Here is a 17,818-nt window from a genome sequence, read left to right as displayed (position 1 = left end):
ACCGATACGCATCCAACAGCCACGGGTGGCGAAGGTCCGCTTCCCGACATGCTCACAGACCGTCCCAGCCATAGGGATCGGGCCCAAGGATCAGCCCGCCGCCCGGCCGAGGCGCCGCCGTCAGATAGAGCAGATAGACAGGCACCGGCTCGACCAGGTCCACCCGTTGCTCGGCCGAACCGTCAGCCAGATCCGCGAGGTTTCGGCCTGCAATCCATCGTCCGAAGGCTTGAGCGTCCTCCAACCGGACGCAGCCGGCGCTGAAAGCGCGCTGGGGGGCGCTGAAGAGACCGCGCGACGGCGTGTCGTGAAGATAGATGCCCAGATCGTTGGGCAACATGAACTTCACCGCCCCCATCATATTGCGGTCGCCCGGCAGCTGCCGCACACGCACGCGTCGTTCGCCGGCCGCAACGGCCTTCCAATCGACCTCATCGGCGCGCAGGCGTCGTGCCTTCGGAGACCAGTCTGACAGGGCTTCGAAACCGCCCGCCTTCAACGCCGCGTCACCCCGGATGAGCGCCACCGGCGCGACCCGGCTCTGAACCAGATCCTGCGGGAGATTCCAGTAAGGACTGAGCACGAGATAACGCACGGCGCCGGCGAGCATCGGGGTGGGCGTGTCCTTGCGTCCGACGACCACGCGCATGGTCAGAACCGTCTCGCCGTTCTCCCTCGCCGTCAGAACTGCCGAAGCGATATTCACCTGCACGCGGCGGCGCGGTTCTGTTATCGGCAAGGCGCGGAGTCGAGCCATATTGGTCAGGATCAGCCTCTCATACTCCTCAGGATCGCGATTGAGCGCCCTGACCGTCGGCCCGTTCAGGATTCCGGTCTGGTCCAGGCCGTGCCATCGCTGAAAATCCTCCAGGCGCGAGGCCAATACGGGGTCAAGCATGGCGGATGCGCCGCCTGGCGCGAGGCCCAGCCGCGTCCGGAGGGCAGGCATGCGCTTATCGGTTGCGCCTGGGCGAACATCCGGGCCCTCGCGCAACTGCAGTCGAGGGAGGTTGCGCCAGCGCCGTCGCCATTGTTCGAGCGTGTCTGCCAGACGTTCGTATTCTGGCGCCAGTCTGACGACATGTTCGGGCCCCTCTCGCCTGACCGCGCTCAGAGTTTCAGAGGGCGTAAGGGGTTTGAGCGATGCGGCGGGGTCGACCACCTGAACCATGGCGCCTGGGGAGCGAACATCGGAGGCGAAGCGGAAAAACGCTTCGGCGAGCGCTTCCTCCGCCTTCAGCGCGGCGCGCTGGTTCGGCCGCGCCGCCATTTCACTCAAGCGACTTTCAAGCGCAGGGGTCAGATACAGCTCGGACCGGAGCCCGTGCCTTTCCGCCGCCGCCATCAACTTCAGGGCGGTTTCCGCTTCAGACGTGAGTCGTCCATCGCGGATCCACGTCCGCTCGTAAAGCTGCAGAGGCTCAGAGCTGGTCGGTGGCCTCGGCGGCGACGCTTCGGGGCTGGACAGAGCCAACAACAGGCAACCGCCGACGACGGCCAAGACCGTTCGTCGGCGATCACCCTGCCCCGCTCCTGGTTTAGTCGGTCGCGTCTTGCGAGGGCTCAGCCCCGTTCGCCGGCCCATTGCGAGGCCGAACCGTCTTGCATGGCGTTCTGCGACCCCATGGTGGAGCTCTGATTATAGGGCGTCGCCGTATCCTGATTGGACATCTGGTCGGAGGATCGCGTCTGCATGCTGGAGTCAGGCTGGTTATTCTGCGCGCCGGTGGTCTGGGCCACCGCTACGCCGCCAAGGATCAGGACGCCCAAGGCGCCGGCTGCGAGCATCTTCTTCATGTCGTTTCTCCGTCGATTGCACCCCGCTCGACAACGGAAGGTCAGACGGGCTGTTCCAGACAAGACCGCTCTGACCGGTCGTGGTCTCAAGCCGTTACGGCTCCGACCAGCCCAGCACGCGCAAGGCCGGATCCGGCTTGTCCGCCTGCGAGAAGACCAGGCTAACCTTCCTCTCTCCCCGCCCGGGAACATAGTCGAGCGAGGCGCCGGAGCGTTCGCCGCCGACCTGGCCCTCGATATCCACGGCGGCGGCGGCCAGGTCGCCGTGGTTGGAGACCACGACGTCGACCACCCATCCGCCGGGCGAAGGTCGAACCGCCTCGCTTCTGATCGTCAGCGCCGCCGGCGACGGAACCGAGAAGGCCGCTCGCGCCAGCACGCCCGCCGCCCCGAGCGTGATGACGAGGCCAATCAGGGCGCAGGCGCACTGCAGCCGCGATACGCCCTTCTTCCCTGCTTTCTGTTTCTCCTTGTCCGTCACGGCTACACCAGAAGCCGCGCGGCCGCGGCCCCGATCGCCGCCGGAAAGGCCAGGATCACGACATTGGCCATGAGCGCCTGGAGCCCATGGCCGTCCGCTCCGCCGAACACCCACAGCATGGCGAGGCTGGCCAGCAGGCACAGGGCGTAGCCCGGCAGGGTGAAGTCGAAGAAGGCCCGAACCGGCGTTTCCGCCTCTTCCTGCCCAGCGAAACCCGCCTCGAAGACGATCAGGTGCAGCAGGATCACCGACAGAACGAGCACGCCCAACGCGCCCAGCGGCGTGGTCATATAGGCGATCAGCCGCATCTCCTCGGTCGGAGCCAGGTTCATGGCGAAGTAGAGGGCCCCGGCCAGCATCAGGAACAACTCGCCCGGATAGGAGGCCTCATCCTCGTCTCCCTCGTCCGGATCGCCCGACAACTGGCGTCGCGCCGCCAGAGCGCCCAGCGCGGCGGGCACCGCCTGCAGGGACATCTGCCCCACGGCGGACGCCGGCGAACTCAGATCCAGCACATTGAAGACCAGCAGAAGCGCAGCGGCGGTGACGAAACCCACGGCCAGGGCGACCAGGGTGTCCAGCGCATTGTTGACCAGACCCCGGCGAGCCGAAAACCCGGCGTAATGCGCCAACCCGAACAGCACCGGCAGCGCCGCCAGCAGAAAGACGAGACGCCGCTCCGGCTCCGCAGCGAAGCCGAGCGCCCACATCTCCATCGTCATCAGCAGGGGCAGGCTGAACAGCAGCGCGCCGCCGAAGGCTCGGCCCAGATCGCGGATATAGCCGCTGTCGTCCGCCCGCGCGGTGTCCTGGATCGTGGTCATGCCCAAGCAACGCCGCCGTCCGGTTTCGGCTCCAGCATGGCTGCGGCTCCTCAGTTCGACCGGTTGCGAAGGCGCCGTTCCAAAGCGCCGTCCGCCTGTCCGGCGTCGCAATCGCAGGCCGCTTCCGAAAGCGCGTCCCGATCGACGACGACCAGTCGCGCGCGACGAATCCGGACGGCGCCCCAGTCCTGCAGATGGCGGCACGCTGCGTTGACGCTGGTGCGCTGCAGGCCGAGCAGGTTCGCCAGTTCGCCCTGGGTGATTGAAATCCCCCTCTCCTCCCCGGCGGCGTTGTTGAGACGCGCGATCCATTTCGCCAGGCGCTGCAGTGCCGTATGCCGGGCGTTGCAGGCGGCCTCGACGCCGAGCGCGCGCGCGCGCGACGCGGCATAGGCGGCGAGAAACTGGTGAATCCAGGCGTCCTTCAACACGGCGTGGACTGGCTTCAACGGCGCGACATAGCCCTCGGTCGGCAGGACGGCTCGCGTTTCATGAGCATGGAGGGTCGCGCCGATGGCGGCCTCCCAGCCCAGAACGCCGCCGGGAGGGATCACGCCCACGCAAATTCGCCGCCCGGACGGAAAGAAGCCCAGGGCGCCGTTCAAAACGAAATAGAGGGCGTCGCCTGGGGGAGACTCTCCCGCACCCAGCGGAAGGCGCCGCGCGGTTTCTGTCAGGACAGCCTGAACCTTCGGCGGCAGGACCACGTAGACGGGATGGTCCTCCAGCCTCGTCCTGGCGCGCGCGGACGAGCGCCCGCCCCCGACATCGGCGTGAAATCCAGTCATGATTTGATCCAGTCAGGGGCGTTGGCGCTTAGCCAACAGCGACGAACGAACGCGTTCCAACCATCGTAAGCCCCCACATCCGGCACAGTTCCTCCAGATGTGAAAAAGGAGGCCGCCGCAGCGGCCTCCTTTACACCCGGGCAAAAGGGATCAGCGTTCCCCGCCCTTTCGTCCCGCCTCCGCAGCGCGTTCGGGATCGTCGGCGAAATTGCCGCCGCGCCCCGAACCGTCGCTGTCGTCGCCCCGACGCGAGGCGGAGGCACCTCCCCCTCCATGCGTGGCCTGCCCGCCCTTCCGACCCGCTTCCGCCGCCAGTTCATGGTCCTTGGAGAAGCTGCGATCTTCCGGATCGACGCTGGACCCGCCCTTGCTGGCGATCTCGCGCTGTTTGTCCTCGTCCATGGCGGCGAAGCCGCGATTGGACGACGACGAGCCTTGCTGTTGCTGACCCTGTTGCTGGTTCTCAGCCATTGTTCACTCCCTTGTTTTCACTGATCGCCCCGAGGGGCTCCCTTCCAACCCACCCTCCTTCGCAGGGTTCACCCTTCGCCTGCCATTGACCGTCACCCGACAGAAGGCGCTCGCCCCGTCGCCGACGGGAACAATTTCAGGCCCCGTCCTCTCCTCAGTGCAAAGCCATGACGGGAGAGTCCGATGGGCCAACAGAAGCAGTCCGAGGGTCGAGAGCGAAACGCCGCCATCCCCGGCGGCAAGCCCGACGCCGACACGCCAGATGAGGCCGTGCGTCGGGTCGGACGCGAATCCCGCCGTCGCGCAGGTCCGGACGGCCCTGACGCGCGCGAGATCGGCGACACCTTCAAGAAGACGCCGACCGCACGCCCTTCCGGCGCGAAGCCGCACGGCGGCGCCTGAGCGCCGTGCCTGACGTCATCACCCCGCCCGTGGCCGAAGGTCCGCGCGACGGCGACCTGCCCGCCTATGTCAGCAATGGCCTGATCGGCCTTCGCGTGCGAGAGGTTCCCCTGATCGCCGGCATAGTGCTGGTCAGCGGCCTGGCGGGCGAGCATCCGGAACGCCAGATCGAGGCCGCCGCCGCCGCGCCCTATCCCCTGGCGGGCGATCTGGCGCTGAACGGCGTCTGGATGAGCGATCAGCCCTGGGCGATCAGCGACCTGCGCCAGAGCTATGATTTCGCCTCTGGCGAGTTGTCCTCGCAGTTCCGCTTCACCGCCGCGGAACGGACGCTCTCGGTCGAGGTGCTGACCTTCGCCAGCCGCACGGCGCCCGCCGCCGTGGCCCAGGAAGTCCGACTGACCGCCGACGCGGCCTGCGACCTGACCTTCCGCGCCCTGGTCGATGTCGACGGCGTGCATGGGCGGATGCTTCGGCGACGTACGGACACGCCCGGCGAGCCCGAGCCCGCGTGCGACGGCAGCCTGTTATGGGAGACCGAAGGCGGCCTGGGTCGCTGCGGCGTCGCCCTGCTGACCGAAGGCCCGGACGGCGCCCGACGTCAGGTGATGGCGCATCCGCAAGGGCCGCTGTGCACCGAACATCAGTTGCGTCTGTCAGCGGGGCGTCCCGTACGTTTCCGCCAGCTCGCCGCCCTCATCCCGTCGGTTCAGCATGAACGGCCTGACGAGGAAGCCGTGCGGCGCGTGGCGCGAGCCGGGCGCACCGGCTTCGATGACCTGCGACGCTGCAATCGCGAGGCGTGGTCGGATCTGTGGCGCGGCCGCATCGTCGTGGCCGGCGCCGCCCCGCATCATCAGGCGCTGATCGACGCCGCCTTCTACTATCTCAACGCCTCGGCGCACCCGGCCTCGCCGTCGTCGACCTCCATCTTCGGCCTCGCGACCTGGCACGACTATCACTACTACTACGGCCATGTGATGTGGGACGTGGACGCCTTCTGCCTGCCGCCTCTCCTGCTGATGCAGCCCGACGCCGCGCAGGCGCTGCTGTCCTTTCGCACGCGGGGCCGGGCGGCGGCGGGGACCAACGCCCGCCTGTCCAGCCGCCGGGGCCTGCAGTTCCCCTGGCAGGCCGCGCCGACGACCGGGCAGGAAGCCGCGCCGGGCGCCGGCGACGCCGCCCAGCACGAGGATCATGTCTCCCTCCACGTGGCGCGGGCCTTTTCGCTGTACGCCGACGCGACCGGGGACGAGCGCTTCCTGAGAGAGGACGCCTGGCCGGTGTTGAGCGGGGTGGCCGACTGGTTCGTCAGCCGGGTCCAGCGGACGTCCCGCGGCTTTGAACTGCCGTGCGCCATGGGACCGGCCGAGGTGCCGCAGCCGCCCGACAACGACGCCTTCACCCTGATGGCCGGGGCGGACATCCTTCGACGCGCGGGGCGCGCCGCCGAGCGCCTGGGCGAGCCGGCCCCGGCCGCATGGGGCGAGGTGGCGGCGAACCTCTATCTGCCCGTTCGATCGGACGGGGTGATCGCCGCGCACGACGACTTCACCGTTCGCGAACCCAAGGGGGCGACGCCTTCGCCGCTGGCGGGTCTGTTTCCCTATGACTATCCCGCCTCCGCCGCCCAGAGACGCAGGACGCTGGATTTCTACCTGAAGCTCTGGCCCGATTATGTGGGCGCGCCCATGCTGCCGGCCCTCTACTGCGTCTGGGCGACGATGGCGGGCGACCGGAAGCTGGCGCTCAAGCTGTTCGAGGAAGGCTACGCCGCCTACGATCAGCCCCGTTTCCACCAATGTCTCGAGTATCGGTTGGATCAGGCCGAAGGCACGGCGGCGGGCCCTTTCTTCGCCAATCTGGGCGGGCTGTTGATGGGCCTGACCTATGGCCTGACGGGCTTGCAGATCGACGACGGGCCGCCCGAAGCCTGGGCGCGGCGCCCTGTCGTTCTCCCGGAAGGCTGGAGGGAAATCAGGATCGAACGGCTGTGGGTCCGCGGGCGCCCCGCACGCCTTACTGCGCGGCACGGCGCCGAGCGCGCCGAACTGACATTCCTTTGAAGCGAAGCCGGGCCAGCACCCCTTCGCGATGCAGGATGTAGACCCCGCTCGCTGCCACCAACCCCATGCCCAGGGCTGCCGGCCCGTCCGGCGTCCAGCCGAAGACGAGCGCGCCCAGCAAGGCGGCGAAGATCACCTGGGCGTAGGAGAAGGGCGCCAGCAGGGAGGCCTCGCCGCGCCCATAGGCGGCGATCAACAGAAGCTGGCCGACTGCGTAGCACAAGCCCATCGCGGCAGCCGCCGCCAGGGCGACCGGGGCCATCGGGGCAAACCACAGCGGCGCCGTCGCGCTGAGCAGGACAAAGCCGACGAGAGCGGAACAGAGCAGGGTCGCAGCCGGCGCGTCCTCGCCGCCGATGCGACGCGTCAGGATAATGGCGGTCGCGCCGAAGAAGGCGGATCCGAGCGGAAAAAGCGCCGCCGGGCTGAACAGCGCGCCGCCGGGCCGCAACAGAATCAGAATCCCGGCCAGACCGACCAGCAAGGCCGTCCAGCGCCGTCTCGCCACGGCTTCGCGAAGGAGGAGAATGGCCATCAGGGTGGCGAAGGTCGGGGTCACGAAGGAGACAGCCGTCGCCTCCGGCAGCGGCAAATGGCCGAGTCCCAGGATGAACAGTCCGCCGGACGCCAGCACCGCCAGACCCCGCAGTCCCTGCAAGAGCGGCCGCCGTACGCGCCACGCCGCCCGGCCGCGATCTGAGGCGACGGCCAGTCCCAGGGCCAGCATGGCGACATGGCGCACCCAGACGACCTGGGCCGAGGGCGTGTCGTGGGTCAGCAGCTTGGCGAAAACGTCCGCCAGGGCGAAAAGCCCGACGGCCCCGACCACCATCAGTATGGTCAGGCCCGACGCGGCGGCCGGAGTCACGCCGACGAGAACCGGCGGGGCCTCGCCGTCGGGTCCAGGCCAGGCGGCGACGGGACGGCCGCTCATGTCCAGTTGGCGCAGTCGGCGGCGTCGACGCTGATGGTTTCGCCGCTGACGAAACGCGCCTCATCACTGAGCAGGAACAGGACGACGGCGGCCACGTCCTCGGGCTTGATCCAAGCCAGGCCCATGGGGGTGGCGTCCTTACGGGCCTCCAGATAGTCGTCGCGGGTCGGGTCGGGCTTGTCGGGAACCGCCTGACGAAACCGCTGAGGGCTCGACATCATGGGGGTATCCGTCGGCCCCGGCAGGACCGCATTGACCGTCACTCCGTGTTCGGCGACCTCCAGCGCCGCCGTCTTGCACAGGCCGATCAGGCCGAATTTCGAGGCGACGTAGGGTCCCGCCTCCGCCTCCGCATGCTTGCCCGCGCCGCTGCCGATGGCGACGACGCGGCCGCGCCCGGCTTCAGTCATCAGGCGCAGGGCCGGCGCCATTACGTTGAAGACGCCGTGCAGATTGGTCCGCACCACGGCGTCGAACTGATCGGGCGCCAGGTCCGTCAGCCGTCCTTCCAGGGTCACGGCCGCGTTCGCGATCAGGAAATCCAGCCGTCCGAAAGAGGCTCGCGCCGCCTCGATCAGAGCCTCGCCTTCGCTCGTCTCGCGCACATCCATGCGCAGGCCGATGCAGCGCACGCCGCTGGCGTCGGCCGCCGCGACCGTCTGGTCCAGGTCCGCCTGGGTCGCCTTGGGATAGGGAGTTCCGTCGGGCAGGCCTTCCAGAACATCGCCGATGACGAGATCGCAGCCCTCGCGCGCCAGAGCCAGGGCGATGGCGCGTCCTATGCCGCGCGCGCCGCCGGTGACCACTGCGACCCGGCCCTGAAATCGCGGCGGCGAGGCGGGAGGCGGGGCGCGCGTCGGATCGTGAGGATTCATTGGGGGCGGCCTCCCTTGCCGCCTCCCTGCAATCGCCGTCCCCGGACGCCGTTCCGGAGCGTCTGGATTCAGACTTTCATCCGGGCTCCCTCAGTGCAGCTTGAGCCGCCCGGACACGCGGCGCATCAGCAGGCGGGACAGGGCCAGAAGCGCCGTGCGCCGCAGGCCGATCACCGCACGATAGTGGTCAAGGTGAAGGCTCATATAGGCCTGCCGCGCCAGCCAGCCCTCGATCAGGAAGTTCGGCCCGACCAGACCGCCCATCAGCGCCCCCACGCCGCCTTCGCGGCCCAGGGACACTAAGGAGCCGCGGTCGCGATAGACATATGGGTCTGGATCGCCTCCCTTAAGCAGCGCGCGAGCCAGATACTTGGCCTGCTGGGCCGCCGCCTGAGCGCGTGCCGGGACGAAGCCGGCGCCATGCGGAGTCTGGGCGCAGTCTCCCATGGCGTAGACGTCCGGGGCGGACGTCCTCAGACGATCGTCCGTCAAGAACTGATTGAGACGCCCGGTCTCAAGTCCGAAATCGCGATTGCGGGGCGACGCCAGAACGCCCGCCGCCCATACGGTCAGATCCGATCGAATCCAGCCCCGGCTGGTCTGCAGTCCGTCCGCCGCAACCTGCTCAACCCTGGCGTCCACGGCGAGGGTCACGCCCCGGCGCTCCAGTTCCTGCGCCGCCTTGGCGGCCACGGTTTCGGGCAGACCGCCGAGGATGCGCGGCCCCGCCTCGACCACTGTCACCCCCAGATCGAACTTCTGATGGGCCCCCAGACCGGCTGAAAGGGCCCGGTGGCCTTCGATCAACTCGGTCGACAGCTCGACCCCCGTGGCGCCCGCTCCGACGATGGCGATGTCCAGCCTTTGGCCGGGCGCATAGGCCGAGGCCAGGAAGGCGCCGGTCAGGCGCCGGTTGAAGGCTTCGGCGTCCGCCACGTCCTCCAGCAGGTGGGCGTGCTCGGCGGCCCCCGGCGTATTGAACAGATTGGAGCCGCTGCCCATCGCCAGCACCAACCGGTCATAGGCCAGCGTTCGCGGCGGAATCAGAACCCGGCCGTCGTCGTCCCGCACTTCGGCCAGGCTTAGGCTCTTTTCAGCAACGTCCAGTCCCTCCAGGTCTCCGAAGGCGAAACTGAAGTGATTGCGCCGGGCCAGCAGCGGATACGCCAGGCCTTCCTGATGCGAATCAAGCGAGCCGGCGGCAACCTCGTGCAGGGAGGGCTTCCACAGGTGAAAGATGGTCCGGTCGATCAGCAGCACGCGTCGCGGACCTTCATTGCGGCCCAACGCGCGCCCCAGCCGGGCGGCGAGCTCCAGGCCGCCCGCGCCTCCGCCGACGATGATGATTTCGTGGCGCATGTTTTCTCCTCGCGTGGCAAAGGCCGAACCCGAGCCTCAATGCGGATATGGATACGGCCGACGCCTGACGCGCCGGCCGCTCCGCGAATGCGACGATGTTTCGCATCGTCCGTCCGCAACCCCCGCCTCCCCTTCTTGATGTGAAACGACCGCTCCCTAGCCCGGCGGAACGGATGGGACCGGCCGAGTTCGCCCCGCGCCTGGGCCGGCCCCGAGGTCCGCGCCGGTCAACGGATCGGATTCGGGATCGGAACGCGTGCGAGCGGCGAATGTCTCCACCGCCTTTTCTTCGTCGGCCGAAAGCGCCACCTCGGCGCGGCCGTCCCCGCCGTCGACAGCCATTTGAGCTTCGCGCTCGTCGACGGTGTCCCACTGCTCGCCCGTGTTCCACGGTCCGGATGCGTCGCCCTCGCCCTGGGACATGTTGTAGTATTTGTCCGCGAAGTCCGGATGGCCCGGCAGCTTGCCCGGCGGGAAGTTGGCGGGGATGGCGTAGAGGGCCTTCTCGAACGACTTCTGGTGGGCGACCTCACGCGTCATCAGAAAGGTCAGGGCGTCCTTGATTCCCGGGTCGTCGGTGACGTTGATCAGCCGCTCATAGACGATCTTCGCCCGCGACTCCGCCGCGATGTTGGAGCGTAGGTCGCAGGCCGGATCCCCGATCGAGTCCACATAGGCCGCCGTCCAGGGCACGCCCGCCGAATTGATCAGGGCCGCGCCGCCTCCATAGAGGATGGACGTGGTGTGACTTTCGCCCCCCGAGGTCATGCTGGCGTAGAGGTCGGCCTCCTCCTCCGCCGCCTCGGCCAGGCGCCCCTTGGCGCCGCGGTTCAGCATGGCGACGATCGAACCGATGATCTCGAGGTGGCTGAGCTCCTCGGTCGCGATGTCCATCAGCATGTCGCGGCGGGCGACGTCCTCGTCCGCCAGACCCTGCGTAAAGTAGCGCATCGCCGCCGCCAGTTCGCCCTGCGGCCCGCCGAACTGCTCCAGCATCAGGGTCGCCAGGGCCGGATTGGGTTCTGAAACCCGCACCGTGTACATCAGCTTCTTGTTGTGCATGAACATCTCGCGTCTCCTTGCGACAGCGATCAGCGGCTGGGGTTCTCGCCCGCGCGCTTCAGCATCAGGAATTTCTCGGTGAGGGCCGGCAGGCTCTGGTCCACCCAGGCCGCCATGCGCGCTTCTTCATCCAGCGAGGCGTTCAGCGGATCCAGGGCGACAGAGTAGCCGCCGTGCTCGGCCAGGACGATCAGTCCCTTGTAGGCCGCGACCTCATAGTTCTCGAAGGCGAAGTTGGCGAAGGCGTTCTTGAGAATTTCGTCCTCGGCGAAGGTGTGACCCAGGGCTGCCATGTTGCCGCTCATGGACATGGCGGCGTCCTTCAGACCTGACGGACTCTCGTCCAGGCCCGAGAGAATCTGCTCAAGCCGCGAAATCTGCTGCTCGGTTTCAAGCCGGTGCGCCTTCAGCTTCTCCGCCACCTCCATGAAATTTCTGGCGCGGTCGATCTGCCGATCCATCAAGGCCAGGGCCTGATGCTCCACGGCATGGGCGTTCTTCAGGCCAGTCACGAACACGTCGCGCCAGACGTCGTCGTTGTTGATCATGTCGATCTCCTTCGGTTTGCGGGTCTCTGGCAAACCGGCGGAGCGGATGAGGGGTCCGGCTGTCGGATACCCGTCACTTCATCGACCTCTGCAACGAACCCGCTGTCGGTCCATTGGCTCTTCACGCACCGGAGCCAGACATGACCGATCGTCCGATTTCGACTGACGCCGATGTGGATTCCTCGGCCTTCCGCGACAGCGACCTTCACGAAGGGCGCCACGCGGCCGACACCTTGCGCGCCATGCTGATCCGACGGCCCCGATCGGCCCTCTACAACTATTGGCGCGATCTTTTGAACCTGCTCGTCTTCTCGGAGACGGTGAAGTCTGTCGAAGTTCTGGACGCGACGCATTCCCGATGGGTCGTCGAAGGACCGGGCGGAAAGGACGTCGCGTTGACCTCCGTGATCACAGAGGACTTGGCGGACCGTCGCATCGCCTGGACCTCGACCGAAGGCTCCGACGTCGACCATGAGGGTTGGATCGAGTTCCGGGACCATCCTTTCGGGCGCGGCACGGAGGTGCGGCTCTTCATCAGCTACGATCCGCCCGGCGGGGCCGTGGGCAAGGCGATCGCCAAGGTCATGCAGCGCGAGCCGCGTCTGCAGGCGCGGCGCGAACTGCGGCGCTTCAAGCAGCTCATGGAGACGGGCGAGATTTCGACCTCAAAGGCGCCGGATGCAGCGCCGCGCGGCTCCCGCCGCCTCTGATCGCAGCAGAAAGGATCGCCCATGCGCGCCCTCACCTGGCACGGCAAGCATAACGTCCAGATGGACACGGTTCCCGACCCGGAGATCATCAACCCTCGCGACGCCATCATCAGGATCACGGCCACGGCCATCTGCGGCTCGGATCTGCATCTGTACGATAGCTACATCCCCGGAATGTCGAACGGCGACATCCTCGGCCATGAATTCATGGGCGAAGTCGTGGACGTCGGGCGCGGCAACACCAGCCTGAAGAAGGGGGACCGGGTCGTGGTGCCCTTCGTCATCGCCTGCGGCCAATGTTTCTTCTGCCAGAAGTCCCTTCCCGCCGCCTGCGACAATTCCAATCCGGCGGATAAGGCCGACGCATCGGAGATCGCCTTCGGCCAGGTGATGACCGGCGCCTTCGGCTATTCGCACCTGACCGGCGGCTACGCCGGAGGACAGGCCGAGTACGCGCGGGTGCCCTATTCCGACTACGGGCCGATCAAGATCCCGGACGGCGTCGAGGACGAGAAGGTGCTCTTTCTGTCCGACATCTTCCCCACGGGCTGGATGGCCGCCGAGAACTGCCAGATCGAGCGCGGCGACACCGTCGCCGTTTGGGGCTGCGGGCCGGTGGGTCTGTTCGCGATCAAATGCGCCTTCCTTCAGGGCGCTGGCCGCGTCATCGCCATCGATCACCATCCCAACCGCCTGGCCCTGGCCAAGGCCAACGGCGCCGAGGTCCTCAACTACCACGAGGTCAGGGTGCGCGAGGCGCTCCAGGAAATGACGGCGGGCCTCGGGCCCGACAGCTGCATCGACGCAGTGGGCATGGAAAGCCACGGCTTCTCGCCCGACAACATCGTCGACGCCGTAAAGACCTCGACCCGCATGGGGACAGACCGCGCCCACGTGTTGCGCGAAACCATCATGGCGGTGCGCAAGGGCGGCACGGTGTCGGTGCCTGGCGTCTACGGCGGCTTCGCGGACAAGGTGCCGGTCGGCGCCTTCATGCAGAAAGGCCTGACCCTCAAAACCGGCCAGACACATGTCCAGCGCTACCTCCCCGCCCTGCTCGAGATGATCCTGGACGGCCGCATCGACACCACTGATCTGATCAGCCACCGCCTGCCGCTCGAGCAGGCCCCCGAGGCCTACCGCAACTTCAAAGAGAACCAGAACGAATGGACGAAGGTGGTGCTTCATCCGGAATGAAGCTGCAGCAGGCGCTGCGACGCCGGGCTTTTCCGCCGCTTCGTTAGATTCTGGAGCTGGCCGCGCCTTTCTCGTGAGAGCCGCAGCGAGGCCACGGGGCGATCAGCCGCATCGTTCATCAGCAAGTCTGTGCGGCGAATCCAGCATAGGTTATTGCAAGGTCTGCACGCGTCCTTAGGCAGGGCGCTCTCGCTCCTCGTCCAGGGTTCACAACTTGATGAAATCGTCACGTCGTCCGTCTGCGGGCTCGAAGATGGAGGCCTGGGCGGTTCTGGGGTTGGCCCTGGTTCTTTCCTTCTTCCTCGCCACCGGGCTTGTCGCCTGGAGGAATGTCGAAGTTCTGCGCGCCAACAACCAGCAGATCATCCATACGCACGAGGTGATCGTCGCGGTTGATGAACTGTTGTCCGCCGCTCAGGACGCCGAGACGGGCCAGCGCGGCTATCTGCTGACGGGCAACGTCTCCTATCTGCAGCCCTATGAGACGGCGACCCGGGATCTCAACCGACGGCTGGGCGATATCGCGGAGCTCACCCGCGACAACCCTGTCCAACAAGGTCACCTGAATCAGCTGCGCGCTCGCCTCGACGCCAAACTGGCCGAGCTGGACGCGGCCCTACAGGCGCGCCGCGCCGAGGGCATGCAGGCCGCGCTTGCGCGGATGGCCACGGATCAGGGCAAGCAGGAGATGGACGCGATCCGGGCCCAGGTCGCCCTCATGCGTCAGGAAGAGCAGAGCGTGCGTCAGCAGCGACTGACGGAAATGAACGCCGCCTATCGCACGGCGCTGATTAGCGGCGTGCTTTCGGGCGTGCTCGGAGCCGTCCTGACGATCGCGGTCTTCATGCTGGTCCGTCGCAGCGCCAGGGCGCGCGCACGCCAGGAATGGCTGCATGAAGGCCAGGTGGGCCTCGGCGTCGCCATGATGGGCGATCAGTCGCTGGAACAGCTGGGAGACAGCATTCTCGCCTATCTGGGACGGTACGCCGGCGTCCAGGCGGCCGCCCTGTTCAAAGGCGAAGGCGGCTTTTATCGGCGCATCGCCGCGCTCGGCGTCCCGTCGGACGCGCCCGTCGCTGAACGCTTCGGCCCGCGCGAGGGGCTGCTCGGGCAGGTGGCTGCGGAAGGACAGGTTCTGACGCTGTCCGACGTGCCTGAGGGCTATCTGACGATCGGTTCGGCCCTCGGCCGCGACAAGCCGAGGCACCTGGTGATCGCCCCCGCCCGGGCGGACGGCGCGGTCAATGCGGTTCTGGAACTCGGCTTTCTGCACACGCCGGACGAACGGCTTATGGCCCTGCTGGAAGAAACCGGGCCCGCCATCGGCACAGCCTTGCGCTCGGCCCGCTACCGCGCCCAGCTGCAGAACATGCTGGAGGAAACCCAGCGCCAGGCCGAGGAGCTCCAGGTTCAGAGCGAGGAGTTGCGCGTCTCCAACGAAGAGCTGGAGGAACAGGGTCGGGCGCTGAAGGAATCCCAGGCGCGCCTGGAGCAGCAGCAGGCGGAGCTGGAGCAGACCAATAGCCAACTGGAGGAGCAGGCCCAGTTGCTGGAAACCCAGCGCGACGATCTGGAGCGCGGCGCCTCGGCCCTAACGCTGAAGGCGCGCGAACTGGAGCAGGCCAGCCAGTATAAGTCCGACTTCCTGGCCAATATGTCCCATGAGCTGCGGACCCCGCTCAACTCCCTGCTGATCCTGTCCAAGCTCCTGGCCGACAACCCAGAGGGAACGCTGTCGGAGGAGCAGGTCAACTACGCCCGCACGATTCAGTCGTCAGGCAATGATCTCCTGGCCCTGATCAACGACATCCTCGACCTGTCCAAGATCGAGGCAGGCCACATTCAGGCGCGTCCCGAGGCGGTGTCGATGCAACGGTTGACCGAGGACGTCCGGCAACTCTTCCAGCCGGTGGCGGACGACCGCGGTCTGGTCTTCGAGATCGAGCTGGACGCTGGAGCCGATCTGATGGAGACGGATCGCCAGCGGCTGGAGCAGATCCTCAAGAACCTGCTGTCGAACGCCTTCAAATTTACCGAAAGCGGCGGTGTGAAGCTCGGTATATCGGCCCAGTCCGGCGACAGGATCGCCTTCGCCGTGTCGGATACCGGTATCGGCATATCCCCCGAGCAGCAGAAGGGGGTTTTCGAGGCCTTCCAGCAGGCCGACGGAACCATTAGCCGCAGATACGGCGGCACGGGCCTGGGCCTGTCGATCTCGCGCGAACTGGCGCGCCTGCTCGGCGGACGGATCACGCTGGAAAGCCGAGTGGGCGAAGGGAGCGTCTTCACTCTGACCCTGCCGCGCGCCTATGACGCTGCGCAGGTCGCTCCGCGCGAGACGCCTGCCCCTGCCCCGCATGTTTCGCCCCAGTCGGAACCGCCTCCCGAGCGGCGTCAGTCAGTGTCTGCGAGCATCGAGGACGACCGCGACCATCTGGCCGGAACGCGCCGCCTGCTGCTGGTTGTCGAGGACGACGACCGCTTCGCCGCCATCGTCCGCGACCTGTCCCGCGAGCTGGGCTTCCAGTGCATCGTGGCGGGCACGGCCCAGGAGGCTCTCAAGCTGGCCAAGCGCCATCGTCCCAGCGCGGTCGTGCTGGACGTGGGCCTGCCCGATCAGTCGGGGCTGACCGTTCTCGACGTGCTGAAGCGCGACGATGACACCCGCCACATCCCCATCCACGTCGTCTCGGCCGAGGATCACAGCCAGACCGCCCTGTCGCTGGGCGCCATCGGCTATCTGGTCAAGCCGGTGAAGCGCGAGGATCTCGCCGAGGTTCTGCGCACCCTCGAGGACACGCTGACCCGCACCGTGCGTCGCGTGCTCATCGTGGAAGACGATCTGGTCCAGCGCGACGCGGTGAGCCGCCTGCTGGCCTCCGGCGACGTAGAAACCGTAGGCGTGGGCACCGCCGCCGAATGCCTGGAGCAACTCAGAACCCAGACCTTCGACTGCATGGTGCTGGATCTCACCCTGCCTGACGCGTCGGGCTTCTCCCTGCTGGAGACCCTCAGCCGCGAGGGCGGCCATGGCTTCCCGCCCGTGATCGTCTATACGGGGCGCGATCTGTCGCCCGATCACGAGCAGCAGCTGCGCCGCTATTCGAGCTCCATCATCATCAAGGGCGCCAAGTCGCCGGAGCGGCTGCTCGACGAGGTCTCCCTCTTCCTCCATCAGGTGGTGTCCGAGCTTCCGCCCGAGCAGCAGAAGATGATCCGCAAGGCGCGCAATCGCGACGCCGTGCTGGAAGGGCGCCGGATTCTGGTCGTCGAGGACGACGTCCGCAACGTCTACTCCCTGACCAATGTCCTTGAACCGCGCGGCGCGGTGGTGGAGATCGCCCGCAACGGCAGGGAAGCGCTCGAGGCGCTGGAGCAGGCCTCGACCGATCCTTCGAAGGCTGTCGACCTTGTGCTGATGGACGTGATGATGCCGGTCATGGACGGCCTGACGGCGACGCGTGAAATGAGAAAGGATCCGCGCTGGAAGACTCTGCCGGTGCTGATGCTGACCGCCAAGGCCATGCCGGACGACCAGGAGCGCTGCATGGCGGCCGGGGCGAACGACTACATGGCCAAGCCGCTGGACGTGGACAAGCTGCTGTCCCTGGTCCGCGTCTGGATGCCCCGCTGAGTCCGCCATGACGAACGAGATCGAGGATATCGAGATCGGTCTGCTGCTGGAGGCTCTGTACCAGCGCTACCATTACGACTTCCGCCAGTACGCACGGGCGTCGATCAAGCGCCGCCTGATTCAGGCGCGCAGCCATTTCGGCATGCCGAGCCTGACGGCCCTGCAGGAACGGGTCCTGCACGATCCCGAAATGCTGCCTCGTCTGCTCGCCTTCCTGACGGTTCAGGTCAGCGAGATGTTCCGCGACCCCGGCTACTTTCGCGCCCTGCGCGAGCAGGTGCTGCCCCATCTGCGCACCTATCCCTCGCTCAAGGTGTGGATCGCGGGATGCAGCGCCGGAGAAGAGCTGTATTCCATGGCCATTCTGTTCCGCGAGGAAGGTCTGTTCGACCGCACGCTTTTCTACGCCACCGACATCAATCCCGACGCCCTGCGCGCCGCGGAAGCGGGGGTCTATCCCCTCGATCGAATTCGCAAATTCACCGAAAACCACCAGAAGTCGGGCGGCCGCTCGTCCCTGTCCGACTACTATACGGCCGACTACGGTCGGGCGGTCTTCGACAAGTCGCTGCGCGCCAATGTCGTCTTCTCTGACCACAGCCTTGTCACGGACGCCGTCTTCGCCGAGATGCAACTCATCTCCTGCCGCAACGTCATGATCTATTTCGAC

17 protein-coding genes are annotated in these 17,818 nt (G+C 67.1%); 6 read left to right on the top strand and 11 right to left on the bottom strand.

Annotated elements, in window-relative coordinates:
- Positions 1–52 precede the first annotated feature (52 nt).
- From B2Y21_RS13325 to B2Y21_RS15955, 6 genes are all read right to left on the bottom strand, one after another.
- Complete coding sequence (locus tag B2Y21_RS13325; protein WP_292060330.1) at positions 53–1,501, bottom strand: L,D-transpeptidase family protein; 1,449 nt, start codon at positions 1,499–1,501, stop codon at positions 53–55.
- A gap of 62 nt (positions 1,502–1,563) precedes the next feature.
- A complete protein-coding gene (locus B2Y21_RS13320; protein ID WP_292060329.1) occupies positions 1,564–1,797 on the bottom strand; it encodes a hypothetical protein in 234 nt (77 codons plus the stop codon).
- 94 nt (positions 1,798–1,891) lie between these two features.
- Positions 1,892–2,278: a hypothetical protein gene (locus tag B2Y21_RS13315; protein WP_292060328.1), complete on the bottom strand. Its 387-nt coding sequence runs from the start codon at positions 2,276–2,278 to the stop codon at positions 1,892–1,894.
- A gap of 2 nt (positions 2,279–2,280) precedes the next feature.
- Positions 2,281–3,102, bottom strand: coding sequence for a TIGR02587 family membrane protein (locus B2Y21_RS13310; RefSeq protein ID WP_292060327.1), 822 nt, complete (start codon positions 3,100–3,102; stop codon positions 2,281–2,283).
- A 50-nt stretch (positions 3,103–3,152) separates the two neighbouring features.
- Positions 3,153–3,707, bottom strand: a complete 555-nt coding sequence (locus B2Y21_RS13305) for a Crp/Fnr family transcriptional regulator (RefSeq protein ID WP_292060326.1) — start codon at positions 3,705–3,707, stop codon at positions 3,153–3,155.
- A gap of 333 nt (positions 3,708–4,040) precedes the next feature.
- Entirely contained in the window at positions 4,041–4,361 is a 321-nt protein-coding gene (locus tag B2Y21_RS15955) for a general stress protein (RefSeq protein WP_414632858.1), read from the bottom strand.
- Between the two features lie 183 nt (positions 4,362–4,544).
- Between B2Y21_RS15955 and B2Y21_RS13290 the strand changes: the two genes are divergently transcribed.
- Both B2Y21_RS13290 and B2Y21_RS13285 read left to right on the top strand, forming a co-directional pair.
- Positions 4,545–4,763 (top strand): hypothetical protein, encoded by a 219-nt coding sequence (locus tag B2Y21_RS13290; RefSeq protein ID WP_200165233.1) that lies wholly within the window; start codon positions 4,545–4,547, stop codon positions 4,761–4,763.
- A 5-nt stretch (positions 4,764–4,768) separates the two neighbouring features.
- Positions 4,769–6,829, top strand: a complete 2,061-nt coding sequence (locus B2Y21_RS13285; RefSeq protein WP_292060325.1) for a glycoside hydrolase family 65 protein — start codon at positions 4,769–4,771, stop codon at positions 6,827–6,829.
- Here B2Y21_RS13285 and B2Y21_RS13280 read toward each other — a convergent pair.
- From B2Y21_RS13280 to B2Y21_RS13260, 5 genes are all read right to left on the bottom strand, one after another.
- On the bottom strand, positions 6,783–7,763 hold the full coding sequence (locus B2Y21_RS13280) for a DMT family transporter (RefSeq protein WP_292060324.1): 981 nt from the start codon (positions 7,761–7,763) through the stop codon (positions 6,783–6,785). The genes B2Y21_RS13285 and B2Y21_RS13280 overlap by 47 nt on opposite strands.
- The gene (locus B2Y21_RS13275; protein ID WP_292060323.1) at positions 7,760–8,638 is read right to left on the bottom strand and encodes an SDR family oxidoreductase; all 879 of its coding nucleotides are present in this window, start codon (positions 8,636–8,638) and stop codon (positions 7,760–7,762) included. The genes B2Y21_RS13280 and B2Y21_RS13275 overlap by 4 nt, the downstream gene beginning before the upstream one ends.
- 90 nt (positions 8,639–8,728) lie before the next feature.
- Positions 8,729–9,997, bottom strand: coding sequence for an NAD(P)/FAD-dependent oxidoreductase (locus B2Y21_RS13270; protein WP_292060322.1), 1,269 nt, complete (start codon positions 9,995–9,997; stop codon positions 8,729–8,731).
- A gap of 156 nt (positions 9,998–10,153) precedes the next feature.
- Positions 10,154–11,065 carry a manganese catalase family protein gene (locus B2Y21_RS13265; protein ID WP_253107989.1) on the bottom strand — a complete coding sequence of 304 codons (912 nt, stop codon included), beginning with the start codon at positions 11,063–11,065 and terminating at the stop codon, positions 10,154–10,156.
- A 23-nt stretch (positions 11,066–11,088) separates the two neighbouring features.
- A complete protein-coding gene (locus tag B2Y21_RS13260; protein ID WP_200165238.1) occupies positions 11,089–11,607 on the bottom strand; it encodes a ferritin-like domain-containing protein in 519 nt (172 codons plus the stop codon).
- Between the two features lie 140 nt (positions 11,608–11,747).
- On the opposite strand from B2Y21_RS13260, the gene B2Y21_RS13255 reads away from it, so the two are divergent.
- From B2Y21_RS13255 to B2Y21_RS13240, 4 genes are all read left to right on the top strand, one after another.
- Positions 11,748–12,317, top strand: a complete 570-nt coding sequence (locus B2Y21_RS13255) for an SRPBCC family protein (RefSeq protein ID WP_292060321.1) — start codon at positions 11,748–11,750, stop codon at positions 12,315–12,317.
- A gap of 21 nt (positions 12,318–12,338) precedes the next feature.
- On the top strand, positions 12,339–13,514 hold the full coding sequence (locus tag B2Y21_RS13250) for a zinc-dependent alcohol dehydrogenase (RefSeq protein WP_292060320.1): 1,176 nt from the start codon (positions 12,339–12,341) through the stop codon (positions 13,512–13,514).
- Positions 13,515–13,767: 253 nt separating this feature from the next.
- Entirely contained in the window at positions 13,768–17,148 is a 3,381-nt protein-coding gene (locus tag B2Y21_RS13245; protein ID WP_292060341.1) for a response regulator, read from the top strand.
- A gap of 7 nt (positions 17,149–17,155) precedes the next feature.
- Positions 17,156–17,818, top strand: a 663-nt coding sequence (locus B2Y21_RS13240) for a CheR family methyltransferase (protein ID WP_292060319.1), incomplete at its 3' end; no start/stop codon positions are given.

This window comes from Brevundimonas sp. UBA5936 (genome assembly GCA_002430835.1).
GTDB lineage: Bacteria > Pseudomonadota > Alphaproteobacteria > Caulobacterales > Caulobacteraceae > Brevundimonas.
The sequence above is the reverse complement of the archived record's forward strand: the minus strand, read 5'-3'. Positions and strand labels throughout refer to the sequence as shown.